Genomic DNA, 21,415 nt, shown 5'->3' on the forward strand with positions numbered 1-21,415 from the left:
AACCTGCGGCCGCTGCTACCCCTTAACCGAGGCCAAGAATCCGCCTAGTCGGCGCAATCCCTCCGCGAGCTCGTCGCGCGAGGCTGCGTACGACAAGCGCACGTGACTGTTTGCGGTGCCCTGAGCGAAGTCGCGGCCGGGAGTCAGCGCGACGTGCGCTTCGTTGAGCACGCGTTCACAGAAGGTCCACGCGTCGAGCCCGGTGCTGCTGACGTCGAAGTAGATATAGAAGGCGCCGTCGGGGGAGACCGGAACCACGAGATCCAGTGCCGCGAGACCCTCAAGTACCAGCGTGCGCCGTTCGTGCAGTTCTTCACGCCGCGCTTCACAGACTGCGATCGACTCGGGAGAGAACGCCGCGACCGCAGCGTGTTGCACGGGTGTCGATGCGCACAAAAAGTAGTTCATCGCAAGCTTCTCAACCGGCTCAACCAGCGGTTCCGGCAGCACCATCCAGCCCAAGCGCCAGCCGGTCATGCCAAAGTACTTCGAGAAGCTACCGATCACGATCGCATCGGGGTCGATCGCGAGCGCCGTGCGCGCCGGGGTGCCGTCGGCCGCCGGATCAGCGAGGTCGAGGTAAATCTCATCGATGATGCGCCACGCGCCGCGTTCACGCGCGAGGGTGCAGACGGCGTCGAGTTCGGCGGTCGTGACCGACGTGCCGGTTGGGTTCGACGGGCTCGCGACCATGACGGCGACGGTGCGATCGGTCCACGCCGCCGCAACACTCGCGGCGTCCAACTGGTAGCGGGTATCGGCTGACGTGGGTAGCGAGACGATGGTTCCGCCGAAGGTGCGCACAAGTTCGCGATTGCACGGGTATGACGGGTCAGCGATGATGACTTCGTCGCCGGGATCGGTGGTCGCGGCGGTTGCCAACAGAAGCGCCCCGGAGGCGCCGGCGGTGATCGCGATCCGTGCCGGGTCAACAGCGACGCCATGCTTCGATCGGTAGTACTCGGCGATCGTTTCTCGTAGCAGGGGGAGGCCGAGCGCTGGCGTGTAGGGGAGGGCGCGCCCATCCATGACCTCGCGCATGGCCGCATGCACCGCGGGCGGGGCGCCGAAATCAGGCTCGCCAATCGAGAGCTTCACAACGTGGTGACCCGCGGCCTCAAGGTCGGCGGCGCGCTGCCCAAAAGCGAGAGCGTGGAAAGGCTCGGCGGTGGCCGCGCGCTGGGCGAGTTTCACGGGGCATACTCCTTGAATGCGGGCGTATATCTACGGTACCTAGTGATTCCGACACTCACGGCCACGCTCGATCATTAGCGATTCACTTATACTTTGTTGTTATAAGTGATACGCTTATGTCATGAGTAGTGTTGCTGCAGTGATTCTTGACGTGGTCGGTTCGCGCAATCTCGACGACCGCATGGCTGCGCAGCGCACCATCGCCGAGGCGTTTGCGCAGGCCGACGGTCTCATTGCGCCCGTGCGCCCAGCATGGCCGACGTTTGCCGACGAGTTTCAAGTGATCTACCGCACTCTCGACGATGCCTGCGCGGCCACCGGACTCGTGCGCCTGGCTCTCGCCGATGGCGTCGACGTGCGGTTCGGTATTGGTGTTGGTGAATCGCGCGAAGTGGGCCCCGGCGCCACCGGCCCCGTGCTCGATGGCGACGCCTGGTGGCGTGCCCGCAATGCGATTGACGAGGCAGAGAAGCGCGGTGCGCGAAGCGGAACCAGAACGTGGGTTGTCGGGGAAGGGGGCGTGCAAGCGAACGTCAGTCTGCTGCTGCGCGATCACCTCATCTCGGCGATGCGGCCCCGTGAAATGCGCATCGCCCTGAAATTGATTGGCGGTAGCACTCAGCAGGAGATTGCCGACAGCGAGGGCATCACCCAGGCCGCGGTTTCGCAAGCAGCGAAGCGTTCGGGTGCGGCAGTTGTGGCGCAAAGCTACGAGCTCTGGCTCAACCGAGAAGCGTGACGCCGACGGCGGCCGCGCTCGCCGAACATAAGCGATTTGCTAATAATTCGAAAACATAAGCAAATCGCAAGTCAATGTCGGGGCAACCGCCTACGGTGGGGCGTGGAGGACACCAATGACTGCCGCCCTACTGCTTTTGACGATTGCGATTGCCGACCTCACGATGCTCGTGTGGTTGTCGGCACGGCAACGCCCGATCGCTATCGTCACTGCCGTCGTCGCACTCGCGGGGTGGCCCATCGTTCTCATCGCCGTGTTCTCCGCACCCTGGTGGGTCGCGCTGGGGCTGATTGTCGTAGCCGCGCTCTGGGCGCTGACGCTCGCCAGCCGGTGGTCGTCGCGCCTCGTCGTCCCCATTGGTCTCCTGCTGGCGGCAAAGCTCGCAGCGCTCCTGCTGGTTCCGTCTCTCGCGACGCTCGTGCAGCCGTCGTGGGCCGACGCGTGGGAGGCAACGGGGGCGGTCGTCTCGCCGACGGTCGCGACCATGGCCGTTGCCGTCGCCGCGTTCCTCGCGCACAGCGCCAACGTCGTGGTTCGCGCCACGCTGACCCTTGCGCGACGAGCCGACACTCATGCACCCATGCCGCCGACGGAGATACCCGCACCCGTGGGCTCGTGGATCATCGCCGGCCGCTGGAGATGGGCGCGCGTGCAGGTCGTGCCACCCGAGCCTGCCGCGCCTCGCGTGATCTCCACGATGCGCGGCGGTCGGTGGATCGGCCCGCTCGAGCGCTGGGCCATCGTCGCCCTCGGTCTCGCAGGCGCTGTCGGCATCATCGCGGCACTCATGGCGGGTAAGGGCATCGTGCGTTTTCCGGAGATTAATGCTGACCGCGGCATTGGTTCCAAGGCCGAAGAATTTCTGGTCGGCAGCCTGTTGAGCTGGTCGCTCGCAGGCTGCGGCATCGCCCTCATCATCGGTGCGGCCACGGTTGCGGCCTAACACGGCGGCAGAGAACGGAACCATTGTTCCGGAACACTCCCGAGATTCCGGCTTTCTGCCGTAAGTTGGAAGGGTGAACGCGACCCCAGCTGACCAGCGCATCCTGCTTGACCTTGTTGACCTCGACCGCCGCATTCTCGTGGCCGAAGCGAGCCGCAAGAACCCGCCGCAGGCCGCTCGCATCGCCGAGCTCACCGCGCAGAAGCAGGGCCAGAGTTCAGAGCTCTCGCAACGCCTGGGTGTGCGCGATGATGTCGCGCTCGAACTCAGCCGCCTCGAAAGCGACGTCAAGGTTGCTCAAGCCCGCCGCCAGCGCGACCAGGAGCGCCTCGCAACGGCATCCGACCCGAAGCAGGCCGTCGCATTCGAGCACGAGATTACCGCGCTGACGAAGCGCCTGAGCGACCTCGAAGATGCCGAACTCGTCATCATGGAGCGCCTCGAAGAAGCCGAGACGGCCGTCAACGAGCAGAAGGCCATCATCGACGTCACGAACGAAGAGGGTGCACGCCTCACCGCCGAAGCACGCGAACTGATCTCCAAGACCACGACCGAACTCGAAGAGCTGGCCCGCGACCGCGTCTCGGTCATCGGCCGTATTCCCGAGGCCCTCGCTAAACAGTACGACCGCGTCGGCGCTGGCCTGCTGACCCGTAACACGTGCGGTGCGTGCAACATGGTGCTCAACGCCACTGACCTGCAGGAAGTCCGCGTTGTCTCGGTTCACGAGATCGCGAACTGCCCGAGCTGTGGCGCGATCCTCGTGCGCACGGAGGAGTCGGGGCTCTGAGCCTGTCGGCCACCGACCCCGCTTGGATTCTCAACGCCCGAAACGGCGTTAACTACGTCGCCACGCTCATCAGCGCCGACGGTACCGAACGCACCCAGCAGATTGCCGTTGCCGATTGGCCCGCGTGGGTTCAGCAGCACGAGCACCCCAACAGCCCGCGCTGGGTCTTCAATGACACTGCGCTGGTCTACCCAACGCTCCTGAACGCCGGGGTCCGCGTTGCACGCGCCCACGACCTGCGGCTGTGTCACGCCATTCTGCGCGACTCTGCCTTTGTCGCGGGTGGTGAGTCACTCCGTCACGCCACCGCGTGGGAAGTCGCACCGGCGGCGGAACCATCAGAGCGGCCCATCGAGGCGCTGTTTGATTTTGGAGTGCAGGGTCCGCGGCACGTGCCCGGCGACCCCGCAGACGTACGTGCCGAATTCGATCGTCAACGTGCCATTCTCGACGCCGCAGACGGGCGATTGCGCCTATTGACAGTCGCGGAATCCACCGGAGCCCTCATCGCCGCCGAGATGCGCAGTGCGGGGCTGCCGTGGGACGTGCTGGCCCACGAACAGATGCTGGCCGAAACGCTGGGGGTGCGGCCTCCCGGTGGCGGCACCCCGTCGATCATGGTGCAGCGCGCCGACGAAGTACGGCAGCTGCTCGGCGACCCCACCGTGAGCCTCGACAGCCAACCCAAACTCCTCCGGGCGCTCCACCGCGCTGGCATCATGGTCGAGTCGACCAGCAAATGGGAGCTGGAAGAACAAACCCACCCCGCGATCGAGCCGCTACTCGAATACAAGAAGCTTTCGCGCCTCTACTCTGCCAACGCGTGGGCCTGGCTTTCCGAATGGGTCCGCGACGGTCGTTTCCGTCCGGTCTATGTGCCCGGCGGTGTCGTTACCGGCCGCTGGGCGTCTTCCGGCGGCGGTGCCCTCCAAATTCCCCGCGCACTTCGCGCCGCGGTGCGTGCGGCACCGGGCTGGCGTCTCATCGTCGCTGACGTCGCGCAGCTCGAACCCCGTGTGCTCGCCGCGATGAGCGGAGACCTCGCGATGGCCGATGCCGCACGCGGCCAAGACCTGTACTCGGGTCTTGTCGATCGCGGCATCGTCGCCACCCGCCAAGAAGCGAAAATTGCCGTGCTTGGCGCGATGTATGGTTCCACGACCGGCGAAGCGGGCCGCCTCGTGCCACGCCTCCGTCGCGCTTTCCCACAAGCGATGGCCATGGTCGACGACGCTGCACAGACCGGCGAAGACGGCGGCATCGTGTCAACGCTCCTCGGCCGCTCGTCACCACCCGCGAGCGACGAATGGACCGCCGTGCAACGCGCGGCCACCGACGCCGACGCTGATTCGAGCTCAGAGCAACGCGCGCGCCGCTCAGCACGCGACCGAGGTCGATTCACCCGCAACTTCATCGTGCAGGGCACAGCTGCCGAATGGGCGCTCGCGTGGCTCGCTGAAATTCGCCGCGGTCTTGCCGCACTTCCCGAAACAACCGGGCAGAAAACGGAACCATCAGGTGCGGCGTTCCAGGCGGTTCCGCACCTGGCATTCTTCCTGCACGACGAAGTCATTCTGCACGTTCCCGGCGACCTCGCCGATGCCGCCGCCGACGTCGTGAGACAGGCCGCAGCGCGCGCCGCGACGCTCCTGTTCGGAACCTTTCCGCTCGACTTTCCGCTCGATCTAAAAATCGCGGAAAACGCCGGAAAGTAGCCGAGCGTTAGGGGAGGAGCCCCAGCAGGCGCGCCTTCGTGACGGCCGCGTGGCGCGTTGACGAGTCGAGCTTCGCCATCGCCGTGCCGAGGTATGCCTTGACGGTGCCCTGCTTCAACCCGAGCTGCGCTGCGATCTCTGCCGTCGTCGATCCGAGTGCGGCGCAGGCAAGCACGTCGGTTTCTCGCGACGAGAGGTGAATGTCGGTGGCGACCGCAACAGCAGCACCCTCCGGTGCGAGGCCTGAGAGGCCAGCCAGGCGGCGCTCGAGACCTTCGAGCCGTGCCCGCAGCGTCTGATCCGTCACGGCCGCGCTCAACGAGCGTAGCTCGGCGTAGCTCTCACGCAACTCTTCTCGTTGTGCCGGTGACATGGTTCCGGTCGGCGCACTGGACGGCGTGCGCGCCAACCGGCGGCGCACCTCGTCGCGAATGCGAATCTCGGTGGCAAGTTCTTCAGCAACCTGAAATGCCGGTGCGGCGATGACGCCGGTCATGCTCGCGGCGTCCCACGCACCGCCATAAAGTACGCCGCGGGCCTCGCCGTTCACGACAACAGGAACAGCCAACAAAGTCGCAATTCCCTCGCCCAAAACTTGGCGGTCGTAGTCATGTGTGATACGCGGGTTGGAACGGTAATCGCTCGTCATTCGCGGGCGCTGTTCAGCGACCGCTTGGCCACCCAAACCGCGCTGCGGCATGACCCGCAAATCTTCAAGAAACATAGTTCGTGCGCCAAAAATGTGCTTGACCTGCACCTCGCCGTCGGCGATGAGTCCACCGAATGCTACGGGAAAGTTCGTGCGTGCCGCGAGGCTTCTGACGGCCTTGGCGACAGCATCATCGTCACTAGGCGAATTGTCAGCGATCGGCATTGATACCAACTTTCGGGGGGTGACACGAGAAGTGGCTTTTCTCTAGGTTGACATCCTACGCGCTAACCACCCAACGGTTACGCGGGCGGGCGGCAAAGATGCCGCTTTAACCGGAGCCGGGCAAGGAGGCCCCATGACCGATTCACCACCAACGACTGAAATCGACTATGTCGAAATTCAGGAATCGGAGAGGTTCGCAACTCTTCGAAAGTCGCATCGCAGCTTTGTTTTTCCGCTCGCGATCTTCTTCTTGGTTTGGTATTTCGCATACGTTCTGCTTGGTGCGTACGCCCATGACTTCATGGCAACGCCCGTATTCGGGCACATCAACGTCGGACTCATCCTTGGGCTCTTGCAGTTCGTGACGACGTTCGCGATCACGGGTTGGTATGTCTGGTACGCGAATTCGCGCCAGCCGCAACAACAAGTCGGCGGCTGACTACTACGCCGCCGGGCGTTCCTTCACGGGCCCGCAGAACGGCTTCGCTATCGCCGGTGACTACCTGTCGGCGGCATCGTTCCTCGGCATTGTTGGTGCCATCGCGATCAACGGCTACGACGGGTTCTTGTACTCGATTGGCTTCCTGGTGGCGTGGCTTGTCGCCCTGCTGCTGGTCGCAGAGCTGATGCGCAACACGGGTAAGTTCACGATGGCCGACGTGCTGTCGTTCCGTCTGAAGCAGGGCCCGGTTCGTATGGCCGCTGCCATCACGACGCTTGCCGTCTGCCTCTTCTACCTGCTGGCACAGATGGCCGGCGCTGGCGCGCTCGTGTCGCTGCTTCTCGGTATCAAGGAAGCTATCGGCCAGTCGATCGTTATCGCCGTCGTTGGTGTTCTGATGATCGTGTACGTACTCATCGGTGGCATGAAGGGCACGACCTGGGTTCAGATCGTCAAGGCCTTCCTCCTCATCGGTGGTGCGATCGTGATGGCGGTATGGGTTCTGGCGATCAACGGTTTCAGCCTCGACACGCTGCTCGGCAACGCTGTGAAGCACGCCACCGCGACGCCTCCGGAGGCCGTGCTTGCCCCGGGTATTCAGTATGGTTCCAACCCTCTTGACTTCATCTCGCTCGGTCTTGCTTTGGTGCTCGGTACGGCTGGCCTCCCGCACGTGCTGATGCGCTTCTACACGGTTCCGACCGCGAAGGAAGCACGTCGCAGTGTGGTGTGGGCCATCGTGCTCATCGGCCTGTTCTACCTGCTGACGCTCGTTCTCGGCTACGGCGCTGCAGCGCTCGTCGGCCCGGATGTCATCAAGAACGCACCCGGTGGCGTGAACTCGGCAGCACCGCTGCTGGCTAACGCGCTCGGCGGACCGCTGTTGCTCGGCTTCATTTCGGCCGTCGCCTTCGCAACGATCCTCGCTGTGGTTGCAGGTCTCACGATCACTGCCGCTGCATCGTTCGCACACGACATCTACTCGAACGTGATCAAGAAGGGCCAGGACTCGTCGGAGGGCGAAGTCAAGGTCGCTCGTCGCACCGTTGTCGTGATCGGTATTCTCGCCGTGCTCGGTGGTATCGGTGTGCAGGGTCAGAACGTTGCGTTCCTCGTGGCACTGGCCTTCGCGGTCGCAGCCTCGGCTAACCTGCCGACGATCCTCTACTCGCTGTTCTGGAAGAAGTTCACCACCCAGGGCGCTGTCTGGAGCATGTACGGCGGTCTCGCCGCAGCACTCATCCTGATCGTGCTGTCGCCGGTGTTCTCGGGCTCGCCCGACAGCGTCTTCAAGGACGTCGACTTCGCCATCTGGCCGCTGAAGAACCCGGGTATCGTCTCGATCCCCGTCGGCTTCTTCCTCGGTTGGCTCGGATCGGTCGTCAGCCAGCGCGTCGAAGACCGCAAGCTTGCGGCTGAGATGGAAGTGCGCTCGCTCACCGGTTACGGCGCCGAGAAGGCCGTCGAACACTAAAGAGCGGAACTACGGGGCCGCGGACGAGAAATCTCTCGTCCGCGGCCCTCGTGCGTTTCTCAGCCCGTGGTTCCGGTGCCGCAGGCTTCGCCGCGCAGAGCGGAACCAAGGGAGCGATACGATAGGAGAAGAATGGGTCGGCCAGACGGTCGCGTTGCGGGCTACCGCACCGAGGAACGTCCGGGCTCCACAGGGCAGGGCGGTGGGTAACACCCACCCGGAGTAATCCGCGAGATAGTGCCACAGAGAGTAGACCGCCGAGCGTACTCGGTAAGGGTGAAAGGGTGGTGTAAGAGACCACCGGGGTCATGGTGACATGACCCGCAAGGTAAACCTCGTCCGGAGCAAGGCCAGACAGGGGATGTTGACGCGGCTCGCCGAGTCCCCGGGTAGGCTGCTGGAGCGCTACGGCAACGTCGCGCCGAGAGAGATGGCCGTCAGAGGGAGCAATCCCCGAACAGAACCCGGCGTATCGGCCGACCCATTCCCTTACTTCCTCGGGAGCGTGCCAGGGTAGAGGTATGGATCTCAACGCAGACCTCGGAGAGAGCTTTGGCGCGTGGACGATGGGCGATGACGCCGCGATGCTCGAGATCGTTTCGAGCGCTAACGTCGCGTGCGGATTCCACGGCGGCGACCCCATCGGCATCATCGCTACGCTCACGGCTGCCGCGAGCGCTGGCGTTCGTGTGGGCGCACACCCGTCATATCGTGATCGCGCCGGTTTCGGCCGCCGCTACGTTGAGATGGCCTCCGATGAGCTGACGGCTGACGTCGCCTACCAGCTTGCAGCGCTCGACGGGCTTGCCCGCGCGGCCGGCGCACCGCTCGCATACGTCAAGCCGCACGGTGCGCTTTACAACACGATGGCAGGCAACGAGAAGGTCGCCCACGCCGTTTACGACGCCATGCAGCTGGTGACTCCCGCCCTCCCCGTGATGGGGCTCGCGGGTTCCGCCGGCCTGTGCTGGGCAGCAGAACGCGGCATCGGAACCATTGCTGAAGCGTTCGTCGACCGCGGGTACCGCGCAGATGGCACGTTGGTCCCGCGATCCGAACCCGGTGCCGTGCTTCACGATGCTGACACCGCGGCGGCCCGCATGGTGCGGTTTGTGACAGAGGGGGTGATGGAGACGGTGGACGGCGGAACCATTGAGCTCGCGGCGCAGTCGGTGTGCGTGCACGGCGACAGCCCGTCAGCGCTCGAGATGGCTCGTCGCACGCGCGCGGCGCTGGAGGCGGCGGGCGTCACCGTGTCTGCGCTGTGACCGCGCCACAACGCATCCTGCCCGTCGGGCAGCACGCGGTGCTCGCCGAGTACGCCACGCTCGCCGATACGATGGCGGCCTTCGCCGGGCTCCCGCCCGAGCGTCCCGAGGGCGTCATTGACGTGGTTCCGGCGGCCCGCACGATTCTCGTGAACTTCGCCGTGCACGTTTCTCGCGCCGAGGTCGAGGAGTGGCTGGGTTCTGCTGACGCCAGCGCTGTGTTGGCGACCCAACCCGTGCCGATTGACATCGATGTGGTCTACAACGGCGACGATCTCGACGAGGTGGCGACACTGCTTGGCCTCTCTCGCGACACCGTCGTCTCGCTTCATACGGAATCCGACTACCGGGTCGCGTTCACCGGGTTCGCACCGGGTTTTGCCTACCTCGTCGCCCCCGACACCCGCCTGCACGTACCGCGACGGTCATCACCACGACCGCGCGTGCCCGCCGGGGCTGTGGGTCTGGCGGGGGAGTTCTCCGGTGTTTATCCCCGCGCGACCCCGGGCGGATGGCAGCTCATTGGGCACACGGGCACCGCACTCTGGGACAGCGAACGCGAACAACCCGCGCTGTTACACCCGGGCGACGCCGTTCGGTTCCGCGCAGTGCGCCGCAGCGTTTCGCTCGCCACGCCGCACATGGCAAAAGCCACGATCCCGGGTATCACCGTGATCAAACCGGGCCTGCAACTTCTCGTGCAAGATCTCGGGCGCCCCGGTCACGCCGCCGACGGCGTCACGGCGTCCGGTGCCGCCGACCGTGCAGCGCACAACGCCGCCAACACGGCCGTCGGCAACCCGCGCACCGCGGCCACGCTCGAACTCGCCCTCGGCGGCGCCGAACTGCACTTCGACGTTGACGCCGTCGTCGCCATCACCGGAGCCAACGCGCCCGCGACGCTCACGACACCGGGCGCTGACGTCGACGGCAGCCCTGACGTGATCGATACACCGATCGCCCCGGGCACACCCACAGCGATCCCCGCTGGCGGCACCCTCACTTTCGGCTACGCCAGCCGCGGCGTTCGCACCTATCTCGCGGTCCGCGGCGGTTGGGCAGCACCATCCACGCTCACGTCACAAGCCACGGATACTCTCTCCGGCCTCGGGCCCGCCCCGATAACGGCAGGTACCCGAGTTGGCATCTCGCCAACACAACCATCCAACGCCGTGACGCCCGTGGTTCCGGCCCCCACGCCCCTCGCCGCACCGGCCGACACGGTCACGCTCGACGTCACGTTCGGCCCCCGCGCTGACTCGTTCACCGCGCAGGCCCGAGAAACCCTCACGAGCGCAGATTTCATCGTCTCGGCAACGTCAGATCGCGTCGGACTCCGTCTCGAAAGCGGCACCCTGCTCGAGCGCATCAATACCGCTGAACTCCCCAGCGAAGGGGTTGTGCGCGGCGCGATTCAGGTACCCGCAAACGGCCAACCGGTGATCTTCCTCGCCGACCACCCGGTGACCGGTGGTTACCCCGTCATCGCTGTCGTGGTTCCGCGGCACCGCGACATCGTCGCGCAGGTGCCCGCCGGAACCACGGTGCGGTTTCGCGCGATTTAGTCGCCGGCGAGAGCGGCGGCACCGATGATGCCCGCCGCATTGCGGTGCGTTGCCGCAACGATCGGCGTCGCCAGATCGAGCAGAGGCAAGAACTGTTCCGGGTGCTTCGATACGCCTCCGCCGACGACGAAGAGGTCAGGGGAGAAGAGAAACTCGACCTGCGAATAGAACTCCTGCAGGCGTGCCGACCACTTCTTCCATGACAGCGACTCGCGCTCCATCGCGGAGTACGCCGCCCACGCTTCGATCTTCTCGCCTTTGCGCTGCAGGTGGCCGAGCTCGGTGTTCGGAATCAACACGCCATCGTAGATAAACGCCGACCCAATACCGGTGCCGAGCGTCGTCACGATCGTGAGGCCATCGCGGCCCTGAGCGGCACCGTAACGGTGCTCGGCAACACCAGCAGCATCAGCGTCGTTGACGAAGTGAATATTGCGGCCGAGGCCGTCTTCGAAGAATTTCTCGGCTTCGAAATCGACCCAGTCCTGTGACACGTTCGACGCCGACAGCGTCTTGCCGTACTTGACGATCGCGGGAAAGGCCACGCCGAGCGGAACATCGTGGTCGTCTTCGACGCCGAGGGTTGCGAGCACGGACTGTACGGCCGCCAGCACATCAGCGGGAGCCGCGCCTTCGGGGGTCGCCACGCGCACGCGTTCCGAAACCATTTCGCCGTGCTGCAGATCTACGATTCCGGCTTTAATGCCGGTGCCTCCAATGTCGACGCCGACGGCACGCTGAGAACTCATGCGCTCAGCCTATATCGGTGAATGCGTTGATCCTCCTAGGATCGAAGCGAAGGAGGCGTACATGTCAAACGAAGCACCCTACGTCGACCCGATGGCCGACGACCAGTACTGGTACAACACCCTCACGCAGGAGGTGGAGAAGGGGCGGCAGTCGCCGTCGCCGTACCGGCTCGGGCCGTTTGCCACCGAAGCTGAGGCCGCTGATGCGCCCGCCGTCGTCAAGCGTCGCGCTGAAGCGTGGGCCGCCGAAGACGAAGCCGAAGACAACTGGGGAAGCTCGGGCTCGTCAGCCCAGTAGTCTGGGAACACCCCGAGGAGAGGAAGCGAATGGACAAGCAGCGCGACTTCGTGTTGAGGACGATCGAAGAACGAGGTGTCAAGTTTGTGCGCCTGTGGTTTACCGACGTTATTGGCACCCTCAAGTCTGTTGCGCTGGCCCCCGCCGAAGTCGAGGGCGCATTCGCTGAAGGGCTGGGCTTCGACGGTTCAGCGATCGAGGGTCTGACGCGCGGATACGAGTCTGACCTGCTCGCCAACCCCGACCCGGCGACCTTCCAAATCCTCCCGTGGCGCGGTGAGACCGACCCCACGGCTCGCATGTTCTGCGACCTCACGACCCCCGACGGACAGCCTGCTGTTTCCGACCCGCGTCACGTGCTCAAGCGCACGCTCGCGAAGGCCGCCGACCGCGGATTCACGTTCTACACGCACCCGGAGATCGAGTTCTACCTGTTGCGCTCGTCGCAGCTGGGCCCCGACGGGCAACCCGTTCCGGTTGACTCTGCCGGATACTTCGACAACGTGCCCGGCGGAACCGCGCATGACTTCCGTCGGCGCTCCGTGCGGATGCTGGAAGACATTGGCATCTCGGTGGAGTACTCGCACCACGAGGGCGGCCCCGGTCAGAACGAAATTGACTTGCGGTATGCCGATGCGTTGGCGACGGCCGACAACATCATGACGTTTCGCACCGTCATTAAAGAAGTTGCGATCGAGCAGGGCGTCTACGCGACGTTCATGCCGAAGCCGATGTCGGGCGAGCCAGGCTCGGGCATGCACACGCACATGTCGCTATTCGAAGGTGACACCAATGCCTTCTACGAAGAGGGCGCGAAGTATCAGCTCTCCAAGACGGGCCGCCACTTCATCGCGGGCCTTCTCAAGCACGCTAACGAAATCACGGCGGTCACGAACCAGTTCGTGAACTCCTACAAGCGCCTGTGGGGTGGCGACGAGGCCCCGAGCTTCGTGTGCTGGGGCCACAACAACCGCTCAGCCCTCATCCGCGTGCCGATGTACAAGCCCAACAAAACGCAGTCGACCCGCGTCGAGTATCGCGCGCTCGACTCCGCTGCGAACCCGTATCTCTCCTACGCGCTCATGCTGGCCGCCGGTCTCAAGGGCATCGAAGAAGAGTACGAGTTGCCCGCCGAAGCCGAAGACAACGTGTGGACTCTCACGGAGTCGGAGCGCCGCGCGCTCGGCTACGCGCCGCTGCCCGCGAGCCTCGACCACGCCCTCGAATACATGGAAGAATCGGAGCTCGTCGCTGAAACGCTCGGCGAGCAGGTGTTCAGCTACGTGTTACGCAACAAGCGCAAGGAATGGGCTGACTACCGTTCACAGGTCACGCCGTTCGAACTGGCTAACAACCTCGAAATGCTCTAGGCGGCATCATGGTGTCGCGCCGCTCAACGAGCCTCAGCGACCTTGCCCGCCGTGGCTTTAGTGCGCTCAGTAGCGCTGCCGCATTACTCGATGAACTCTCTGCACTGACCGGGCTTTCCACCGACGTTTTGCTCGATGGTGCGGAGGGTGCTGCTGACCCCGACCGTGCGCTCACCGGACTCATCCGTATCGCGCGCCGTGACGTGGTTCCGGTGCGCACCGTGCTGGCGGAACCAGTGGCCGCCGAAACAGCGTGGCGCGTGCTTGGAGTGTCGACGGGGCTCGCTGATTTCTACTTGCGTCACCCGCACGAGTTGACCGACCTCGCGGTGGCGCGCGATGCGTTGCCGACGGCAGACGAGTTGCGCGCCGAGTTACTGGAATCCGTCGGCGATATCGACGGATTCGCGTGCTCCGGCAGCGAAGCGGCCTGGGTTGCACTACGCGTACGCTATCGCCGCATGGTCGCGCGCATTGCCGCCTTTGACACCGCAGCGATCGACCCCGTGATCGTGGTCGATGACGTCGCGGCGGCCCTCGCTGACGCGGCCGCCGCAGCACTCGAAGCCTCGCTGTCGGTAGCTCGTGCGAAGCTCACCGGTGTGGGCGGACCCGCAATGTTCAGCCACACTGAAATGCAGGCAACGCGCCTCGCCATCATCGGCATGGGTAAAACGGGTGCGCGCGAACTCAACTACGTCAGTGACGTCGACGTCATATTTGTCTCAGGCACAGCTGACGAGGAGCTGGTCTCTGAAGCCCGCGCGATTGACATTGCGACGCGACTCGCCGTGCAACTCATGCGCGGAATCTCTGGCGTGGAGACGGAACCACCGCTGTGGGAAGTTGACGCTAACCTGCGACCCGAAGGTAAGCAGGGCGCGCTCGTGCGCTCGCTCGATTCGCACCTGACCTACTACGACCGGTGGGCGAAGAGCTGGGAGTTTCAGGCCCTGCTGAAGGCGCGTGCGCTGGCCGGTGACGTCGAGCTGGGTGAAGCCTACGTTGCCGCGGTGCAGCCCAAGATCTGGATGAGTTCGGCGCGCGAAAACTTTGTCGATTCGGTGCAACGCATGCGCGAGCGCGTCACCGAGCACATTCCTGCCGATGACATCGAGTATCAGCTCAAGCTCGGCCCCGGCGGTCTGCGTGACATCGAGTTCACGGTGCAACTGCTGCAGCTCGTGCACGGTCTCTCAGATGAGAAGATCCGTGAACGCTCCACCCTCGGCGCCATCGATACGCTCGCGGCCGAAGGTTACATCGGTCGAGAAGACGCCGCCGCGTTTGCGCAGCACTACCGTCAGCTGCGTGTGATCGAACACCGGCTGCAGTTGGAGAACCTCCGCCGCACGCACCTGATGCCGCGTAGCGAAGAGGGGCAGCGATTCATCGCACGCGCCTCCAAGCTCGCCGTCACCGGCGGCGAGCTGATCGCGGCGTGGGAGGGCATCAAACGCGAAGTGCGTGAGATTCACGTGCGCCTGTTCTACCGGCCACTGCTCAGCGCCGTCGCCTCGCTCGGCGCAGAAGAACGCTCGCTCTCCTCGGAGCACGCACACGCCCGACTCGCCGCGATCGGGTTCCGCGACCCAGCCGGTGCGCTTCGCCACATTCAGGCGCTCACCACGGGACTCAGCCGCAAGGTTTCAATTCAACGGCACCTGATGCCGATCATGATCCGCTGGTTCAGCGAGGGTGCAGATCCCGACTACGGACTCCTCGCGTTCCGCCGCATCTCCGAGCGCCTCGGCGACTCGCCGTGGTTCCTCGGCATGCTCCGCGACTCCTCGGTCGCCGCGCAGCACCTCACTCGCGTACTCTCCGGCTCTCGCTACGTCGGTGAACTCATGGAGTGGATCCCCGAGTCCGTCGCCTGGCTAGACCAGGCGGACGGGTTGGAACCACGTGCCGGCTTCGTGTTGCAGGAGGAGGCGCGCGCCATTCAGTCTCGCCACGAGACCACGAAAGACGCCATGAAGTCGGTGCGGATGCTGCGCCGCCGCGAGTTGCTCCGCACCGCCATGGCGTCGATGCTCGACGCGATCACGCTCGAGCAGACCGCTGCGGCGCTCACCACGATTACCGAAGTTACGATCCAGGCGACCCTGCGCACCGTGCGCCGTGAAGTGGTTCCGCCCGAAGACAACGACCTCGATTTCTCGGTGATCGCTATGGGGCGTTTCGGAGGAGCGGAACTCACTTTTGGTTCCGATGCCGACGTCATGTTTATCTACGACCCCAATGGGGTTGAACCGCAGCGGGCCCAGGAGCTGTCCCTCCGACTCGTCGCGAAGCTGCGTGAGCACAGCGAAGATCACCGCGTGCCTCTCGAACTCGACGCCGATCTGCGCCCCGAGGGACGCTCAGGGCCTATGGTGCGGTCATATGCGGCTTATGAGGAGTATTACGAGCGCTGGTCGCAGCCCTGGGAGGCTCAGGCCCTGCTGCGTGCTCGCGGTATCGCCGGTAGCGTCAAGCTCATTCGTAAGTTCACGATGCTCGCCGACAGCATGCGGTACCCCGAGCAGCCCGAGATTGCCGCAACGCGTGAGATTAAGCGCATCAAGGCTCGCGTCGAAGCCGAGCGGTTGCCGCAGGGTGTTGATCGTTCGCGCCACCTCAAGCTCGGGCCCGGCAGCATCAGTGACGTCGAATGGCTCGTGCAGCTCATGCAGCTACAAAACGCGTGGCGTGTGCCGGAGTTGCGCACCACCTCGACCGTTGAAGCCATGGCCGCGGCGGTCGCCGCTGACCTCATTAGCGAGTCGTCAGCGTCGCGTCTCATGCAGGCGTGGGAGCTGTCGTCGCGCCTGCGTTCGGCGATCACTCTGCTCACCGGTCGCGCGTCAGACGTATTGCCCGGCGACCGTCAGCAGCTTGACGGCATCGGTCGCGTTGTCGGGTACCCCGACCGCTCCGCCACGCGGGTCGAGGAGGATTACCTCGGCGCCGCGCGGCGGTCCCGTCGGGTGTTTGAGAAGCTGTTCTACGGGTAGTCGCTAGATCCGCAGAAGCTGTTTAGCGACCTCAACCGCTGCCGCATCGCGCAGCGGTGGCAGGCTCGCGTGTTCGCTGGCCGAAACAGTGAGGTCAATGCCGGGAACACTTACTGTCGTGGCGCTGACTCCCGTCATCGCCGTCTCCATGTCCATGCTGTACGCAACGCCGCCGACGGCTGCCAGTGCCTCGTCTGGGTGCTCAACCAGGCTCTCCGTCATAGCGAGCTGCTCCGATGTCAGCACGAACGAGTTCTGCGCGAGCGTAATCGACACCGTGCGCACATCCACCCACTCCACAGGATCCGGGTGCTCCCATTCGCACTGGATCTCATACTCAGAGAAGTAGTTCTCCACCAGGACGAGGTCGGCGGTGTACTGCGCCACCGGTGCGCCGATCTGTTCGCAGCTCGTGAGGTGGTCCCACGTGAACGACTCGGCGTCGGAACCATTCGTTGCGTCGTCGGGTGCTGGTTCCGTTGCTTCCGTGGATGCCGATGTATCCGTGTCCGGCTCCGGAACCGCGGTGTCGGTGGTTGGGGCGGAACACGCGGTGAGTGCGAAGAGCAGAGCGGCGGTTGCGCCGGCAAAGACAAAGCGAGAAGTCATGACTCCCACAGTGGTGGAACTTGACCTGCGGTTCAAATTGAGAAATGTGGGATTTGGGGAACATTCATGTTCTGCGCGAATGAGCGCAGAAGCGACGGAACCCCGCCACCTGTTGGTGACGGGGTTTCAATCTCGTGAGAATTAGACTCCGTAGTAGAGTTCGAACTCAAACGGGTGCGGGCGCTGAGCGATCGGCTTGATCTCGTTCTCGATCTTGTAGTTGATCCAGGTCTCGATGAGCTCTTCGGTGAACACACCGCCTTCGAGAAGGAACTGGTGGTCGGCGCGCAGTGCCTCGAGCGAGTCGAGCAGCGAGTTCGGAACCTGCGGAATGTTCTTTGCTTCCTCGGGGGGCAGCTCGTACAGGTCTTTGTCGATGGGCTCGAGTGGCTCGATGCGGTTCTTGATGCCGTCCAGACCTGCCATCAGCTGCGCAGCGAATGCGAAGTACGGGTTCGATGCGCCGTCCGGAACGCGGAACTCGATGCGCTTTGCCTTCGGGTTTGAACCGGTCAGCGGAATACGGATCGCAGCCGAGCGGTTTCCAGCCGAGTAGGCCAGGTTGACCGGAGCTTCGAAGCCCTTGACCAGGCGGTGGTAGGAGTTCAACGACGGGTTCGTGAACGCGAGAACAGCGTTGGCGTGCTTGAGCAGACCACCGATGTACCAACGTGCGATGTCGGAGAGCTGACCGTACCCCTTCTCGTCAAAGAAGAGGGGCTTGCCGTCGAGCCACAGCGACTGGTGGGTGTGCATGCCCGAGCCGTTGTCGCCAAACAGCGGCTTCGGCATGAACGTTGCGGTCTTGCCCCACAGCTCAGCCGTGTTCTTGACGATGTACTTGAACTTCAAGATGCCATCGGCAGCCGACACCATGGTGTCGAATTTGTAGTTGATCTCCTGCTGTCCGGCGGTTCCCACCTCGTGGTGCGAGCGCTCGAGCTGGAGGCCTGCCTCGATCAGACGCAGCGACATGTCATCACGCAGGTCAGCGGTCTTGTCGACCGGCGAGACGGGGAAGTAGCCGCCCTTGAAGGGGGTCTTGTTGGCGAGGTTGCCGCCCTCTTCCTTGCGACCGGTGTTCCATGCGGCCTCTTCCGAGTCAACGGAGTAGAAGCTCTTGCCCTCGGAGACTTCGTAACGAACGTCGTCGAAGATGTAGAACTCGGCTTCGGGAGCAAAGAATGCCGTGTCGGCAATGCCCGTGGACGCCAGGTACTTCTCTGCCTTCTTGGCGACCTGACGGGGGTCCTTGCTGTAGACCTCTCCAGTGCGCGGGTTGAAGATGTCGAAGATCATGATGAGCGTCTTCTCGGCGCGGAACTGGTCCAGGTACGCCGTGGTGACATCAGGAATGAGCTGCATGTCCGACTCGTGGATCGACGCGAACCCGCGAATCGATGATCCGTCGAAGAGCTGGCCGACCGTGAAGAATTCTTCATCAACGGTCGAGGCCGGAATGTTGAAGTGCTGCTGCACACCGGGGAGATCCGTGAAACGGATGTCAAGAAACTTGACGTCGTTCTCCTTGATGTACGCCAGCACTTCAGATGAATCGCGGAACATGCAATCTCCAATGGGGTAGAGCGGCGTTACAGTGCCCAAATGTCGGGCGACTAACGTGACGTTACCTTTTCGTCGTGTCTCGAGCGTATCCCGAATGTTTCAAGCGTGTTACATACGACGATTAGGCTGGAGGGGTGACCAACCCTTCTGCGTACTACCCTGGCCAGGGTCTTGGCCTCCCCGAAACCGGCGTCGGAAGCATCGCCCGTTTCCCCGCCCGCATCCTCGCACTCATCATTGACTGGATCCCCGTCACGATCCTGTCGATGGCGTTTTTCGACTACAGCCCACTGGCGCAGATGCTGATCTTCCTGGGAATCAACGTGGTCTTCGTTCCGACGCTCGGTGGCACCCCTGGGCACCGCATCGTCGGCATGCGAGTGCTGCGTGCTGACGGCGCTTGGACGGGCGTTGTGCGCCCCATCGTGCGCACCGTTCTCATCCTGCTTGTGATCCCGGCTGTCGTCTGGGATCAAGACCAACGCGGCCTGCACGACAAGATCGCCGGAACCATGCTGGTACGTGCGCCGGGAATCTTCCGCCGCTAAATGGTTCCGCTATAACCAAATGAAGAGAGGCACCCGAGTCGGGTGCCTCTCTTCATTTGTCTGCGGGCCTTGCGCTTAGCGCGGGCGCGGGGCGCGAACCTTCGTCGGGTCGATGCCCTTCGGGATGGGCAGTGACGCCATGCCCTGCGTCATCGACGCCATGCGCTTGATGACAGCGGCCTGCGTTGCCTTGTCGATGCTCTTGGGCAGGGCCTTGACGGTCTTGGCGAGGGCCTTGATCGGAACCTGGCCTTCGCCGTTGCCGACGTAGATCACGTGAACCGGAACCTGCGGGGCGACGCGCTTGGCGCGCATCTTCTCTTCGCTGATGAGGCGGGTGAGACGACCTTCGGCGCCCTCGCCGAGAACCAGGATGCCGGCGCGGCCGATGGCGCGGTACACGGCGTCTTGCGTCTTGGGGTTGACGCCAACGGGCGTCTCTTCGGCATTCCAGCCACGACCCAGGCCGCTGGTGATGACGTAGCCGGTGGCGCCGGGCATGCCGTCGATCTTGACGTACATGGCCTTCGTCGCCAGGCGCGACATCGTGATCATGGCACCGAGGAAGCCAAGCAAGAGGCCGGTGACGCCCCAGAGGATGATGCTCCAGATGGCAACCGGCGGAATCAGGAATCCGAGGCCGACACCCAGCGCGATACCCGCCACCAGGATGCCGATGAGCAGCCACGGAAGCCAGGGGTAGACATCTTTCGTGAACTTCACGAGGGTCTTGATCTGGGAAATGAGTCCGGGGCGCTTCTCAGGAGCGGAATTGCGGGCAGCCATGGTGTCAAGAATACCTGGAACGGCTCCTCCACATGTTCACCTGACCCGCCGTCTACCCACAGTTTCGCTCATGGCCGACGTAGCACGGCGCGGCGGGGTGAACCTGGGGGCATGTCTTCGACTCTGCTGACGCGCGACCTTCGCGCTATTCGTCGCGTGGCACCGCCGGATGCCCCGTGTGAGGCGACGCTGGCGATTGCCGAAAACGGGTCATGCCTGTTGGTCGATAGCGACAATGCGGTGCCCGCCGCGGCAATGCGATTCGTCGGTGCCGAACACGTGTGGGCGCCTCTCGATGTGTTTCGACGCACGGATGGGCACGACGTTCTGATGCCGCGGGTGGTGGAACCATTGGAAATGTTCTTGGAGCGCCGTCGCGGCAGTGAAATGCGTGCGGGGGAGATCGTCACCCTCGGTTGCAGCATTCTGCGGGGAGTGACTGAGTTGCGCGCGGACGATACGGCTGAGCCCGTCGCGGGTCGGTGGTGGGTGACGGAGGCGGGGCGACCGGTGTTCGTGGTCGCGACGGGGGACTCGGTGGCGGGCGGTGCTGCTCGCATGTTCGAGATGCTGACGGAGCACGCGGCAGATCGAGACCTGAATAGGGTGCTGACCGACGCTACGGGGTTGGTTGCGGTCGCTGATGCGATAGAACTTACCGACATCGAGCGGCAGCTGGTTCACATCGCGGCACCGCAGCCCGTCGAGCTGACGACGCTCGGCTCGCAACTGCAGACCACGCGCGCCTCGGCTGATGCGCTCGTGCCCAAGCGCCGTGCCGCGTTCGACCGGTTGCTGGAGCCTGGCGGGGCAAGGGAAGTGTCGCAACCAGCGGCGGTGGTGCGTGGGGCTGTCGCGCGGCTGCTCGGTGTCGTGAAAGAGCGGCGTGAGTCGCGCCGTAAACCGGTGCCACAAAGTAGGAAGCACCGCGCCTCGAAAAAGCGTATGTGGCTCGTGGCGGTCGCGTTGGGACTCACCGTCGTGGTCGTCGGAACCATGTGGCCAGACAGCAACGGACCGGAGGGTGTGACGAAGGTCTCTGCGCCGACGACGGAAGCGCCGCCGCAACCCGGTGACGCGGATACTGAGGTGCCAGCGCCCCCGGCGGCAGAACCTGCCGCGGCGTCACCAGCCGCGCCCGAGGTTCCGGAACCCGCTCCGCCAGCTCCGGCGACGATCGTCGCGAAAGAGGGGCAGCCAGAGATCACGGCTGTCGCGACGGCGCTACTCATTGCGGTTGCATCGTGTGAAGGCGAACCGACGTGCGCCGGGCTGTTGAGCGATGCGACATCTGCGGCCCTCGTGCCGCACGCGGGCGTTGTCGAGCTCATCGATGATTACGGCGGCATCGCCGTGTTTTCAGTGACCCCGCCGGACGCATCGGCGGTCACGGTCGTCATCGAGAATCGTGGCGACCAGTGGCTGATTCGGGAGGTCTATGAAAAGAAGTGAATGTGGGTCCATGCCGAAGTCGGCCGATATGACA

The 21,415-nt window shown here is 64.1% G+C and carries 19 protein-coding genes and 1 other RNA gene; 14 read left to right on the forward strand and 6 right to left on the reverse strand.

The window, feature by feature from the left end; translation table 11 throughout:
* Positions 1-15: 15 nt before the first annotated feature.
* A complete protein-coding gene (locus tag ACQUSY_RS00430) occupies positions 16-1,194 on the reverse strand; it encodes an aminotransferase class I/II-fold pyridoxal phosphate-dependent enzyme (RefSeq protein ID WP_428902557.1) in 1,179 nt (392 codons plus the stop codon).
* Positions 1,195-1,315: 121 nt separating this feature from the next.
* On the opposite strand from ACQUSY_RS00430, the gene ACQUSY_RS00435 reads away from it, so the two are divergent.
* From ACQUSY_RS00435 to ACQUSY_RS00450, 4 genes are all read left to right on the forward strand, one after another.
* Positions 1,316-1,933, forward strand: a complete 618-nt coding sequence (locus tag ACQUSY_RS00435) for a SatD family protein (protein ID WP_428902558.1) — start codon at positions 1,316-1,318, stop codon at positions 1,931-1,933.
* Between the two features lie 115 nt (positions 1,934-2,048).
* On the forward strand, positions 2,049-2,876 hold the full coding sequence (locus tag ACQUSY_RS00440; RefSeq protein WP_428902559.1) for a hypothetical protein: 828 nt from the start codon (positions 2,049-2,051) through the stop codon (positions 2,874-2,876).
* A 73-nt stretch (positions 2,877-2,949) separates the two neighbouring features.
* Complete coding sequence (locus ACQUSY_RS00445; protein ID WP_428902560.1) at positions 2,950-3,666, forward strand: zinc ribbon domain-containing protein; 717 nt, start codon at positions 2,950-2,952, stop codon at positions 3,664-3,666.
* Entirely contained in the window at positions 3,663-5,381 is a 1,719-nt protein-coding gene (locus ACQUSY_RS00450) for a bifunctional 3'-5' exonuclease/DNA polymerase (protein WP_428902732.1), read from the forward strand. The genes ACQUSY_RS00445 and ACQUSY_RS00450 overlap by 4 nt, the downstream gene beginning before the upstream one ends.
* A 7-nt stretch (positions 5,382-5,388) precedes the next feature.
* Here ACQUSY_RS00450 and ACQUSY_RS00455 read toward each other — a convergent pair whose 3' ends face one another.
* Positions 5,389-6,255: a LuxR C-terminal-related transcriptional regulator gene (locus ACQUSY_RS00455; protein WP_428902561.1), complete on the reverse strand. Its 867-nt coding sequence runs from the start codon at positions 6,253-6,255 to the stop codon at positions 5,389-5,391.
* A gap of 133 nt (positions 6,256-6,388) precedes the next feature.
* Here ACQUSY_RS00455 and ACQUSY_RS00460 point away from each other — a divergent pair, with 133 nt between their 5' ends.
* The 5 genes from ACQUSY_RS00460 to pxpB all read left to right on the forward strand — a co-directional run bounded on the left by ACQUSY_RS00460 (position 6,389) and on the right by pxpB (position 11,004).
* A complete protein-coding gene (locus tag ACQUSY_RS00460; RefSeq protein ID WP_428902562.1) occupies positions 6,389-6,694 on the forward strand; it encodes a DUF485 domain-containing protein in 306 nt (101 codons plus the stop codon).
* Positions 6,645-8,171 (forward strand): solute symporter family protein, encoded by a 1,527-nt coding sequence (locus tag ACQUSY_RS00465; protein WP_428902563.1) that lies wholly within the window; start codon positions 6,645-6,647, stop codon positions 8,169-8,171. The genes ACQUSY_RS00460 and ACQUSY_RS00465 overlap by 50 nt, the downstream gene beginning before the upstream one ends.
* A 133-nt stretch (positions 8,172-8,304) precedes the next feature.
* An RNA gene (rnpB, locus tag ACQUSY_RS00470) (RNase P RNA component class A) lies at positions 8,305-8,659 on the forward strand.
* Between the two features lie 33 nt (positions 8,660-8,692).
* Positions 8,693-9,439 carry a LamB/YcsF family protein gene (locus ACQUSY_RS00475; RefSeq protein WP_428902564.1) on the forward strand — a complete coding sequence of 249 codons (747 nt, stop codon included), beginning with the start codon at positions 8,693-8,695 and terminating at the stop codon, positions 9,437-9,439.
* The gene (gene pxpB / locus ACQUSY_RS00480) at positions 9,436-11,004 is read left to right on the forward strand and encodes a 5-oxoprolinase subunit PxpB (RefSeq protein ID WP_428902565.1); all 1,569 of its coding nucleotides are present in this window, start codon (positions 9,436-9,438) and stop codon (positions 11,002-11,004) included. The genes ACQUSY_RS00475 and pxpB overlap by 4 nt, the downstream gene beginning before the upstream one ends.
* Here the strand turns inward: pxpB and ppgK are convergent.
* Complete coding sequence (gene ppgK / locus ACQUSY_RS00485; protein WP_428902566.1) at positions 11,001-11,753, reverse strand: polyphosphate--glucose phosphotransferase; 753 nt, start codon at positions 11,751-11,753, stop codon at positions 11,001-11,003. The two genes, pxpB and ppgK, sit on opposite strands and share 4 nt — an antisense overlap.
* A 61-nt stretch (positions 11,754-11,814) precedes the next feature.
* Here ppgK and ACQUSY_RS00490 point away from each other — a divergent pair, with 61 nt between their 5' ends.
* Genes ACQUSY_RS00490 through ACQUSY_RS00500 form a run of 3 tightly spaced genes read left to right on the forward strand, consistent with a single transcriptional unit; the run spans position 11,815 to position 16,420 of the window.
* Positions 11,815-12,051 (forward strand): SPOR domain-containing protein, encoded by a 237-nt coding sequence (locus ACQUSY_RS00490; RefSeq protein ID WP_428902567.1) that lies wholly within the window; start codon positions 11,815-11,817, stop codon positions 12,049-12,051.
* A 29-nt stretch (positions 12,052-12,080) separates the two neighbouring features.
* The gene (gene glnA / locus ACQUSY_RS00495) at positions 12,081-13,421 is read left to right on the forward strand and encodes a type I glutamate--ammonia ligase (RefSeq protein WP_428902568.1); all 1,341 of its coding nucleotides are present in this window, start codon (positions 12,081-12,083) and stop codon (positions 13,419-13,421) included.
* 8 nt (positions 13,422-13,429) lie between these two features.
* Entirely contained in the window at positions 13,430-16,420 is a 2,991-nt protein-coding gene (locus ACQUSY_RS00500; protein ID WP_428902569.1) for a bifunctional [glutamine synthetase] adenylyltransferase/[glutamine synthetase]-adenylyl-L-tyrosine phosphorylase, read from the forward strand.
* 3 nt (positions 16,421-16,423) lie between these two features.
* Here the strand turns inward: ACQUSY_RS00500 and ACQUSY_RS00505 are convergent, their stop codons facing one another.
* Positions 16,424-17,029, reverse strand: a complete 606-nt coding sequence (locus ACQUSY_RS00505; RefSeq protein ID WP_428902570.1) for a hypothetical protein — start codon at positions 17,027-17,029, stop codon at positions 16,424-16,426.
* Positions 17,030-17,170: 141 nt separating this feature from the next.
* On the reverse strand, positions 17,171-18,595 hold the full coding sequence (gene glnA, locus ACQUSY_RS00510) for a type I glutamate--ammonia ligase (protein WP_428902571.1): 1,425 nt from the start codon (positions 18,593-18,595) through the stop codon (positions 17,171-17,173).
* Between the two features lie 134 nt (positions 18,596-18,729).
* Between glnA (ACQUSY_RS00510) and ACQUSY_RS00515 the strand changes: the two genes are divergently transcribed.
* Positions 18,730-19,143 carry an RDD family protein gene (locus ACQUSY_RS00515; RefSeq protein WP_428902572.1) on the forward strand — a complete coding sequence of 138 codons (414 nt, stop codon included), beginning with the start codon at positions 18,730-18,732 and terminating at the stop codon, positions 19,141-19,143.
* A 75-nt stretch (positions 19,144-19,218) separates the two neighbouring features.
* Here the strand turns inward: ACQUSY_RS00515 and ACQUSY_RS00520 are convergent, their stop codons facing one another.
* Complete coding sequence (locus ACQUSY_RS00520) at positions 19,219-19,929, reverse strand: DUF4191 domain-containing protein (protein ID WP_428902573.1); 711 nt, start codon at positions 19,927-19,929, stop codon at positions 19,219-19,221.
* A 111-nt stretch (positions 19,930-20,040) separates the two neighbouring features.
* Between ACQUSY_RS00520 and ACQUSY_RS00525 the strand changes: the two genes are divergently transcribed.
* A complete protein-coding gene (locus tag ACQUSY_RS00525) occupies positions 20,041-21,381 on the forward strand; it encodes a hypothetical protein (protein WP_428902574.1) in 1,341 nt (446 codons plus the stop codon).
* Positions 21,382-21,415 lie beyond the last annotated feature (34 nt).

Origin of the sequence: Microbacterium daqui, from assembly GCF_050408675.1 — a bacterium.
In the GTDB taxonomy this organism is placed as follows: Bacteria; Actinomycetota; Actinomycetes; order Actinomycetales; family Microbacteriaceae; genus Microbacterium.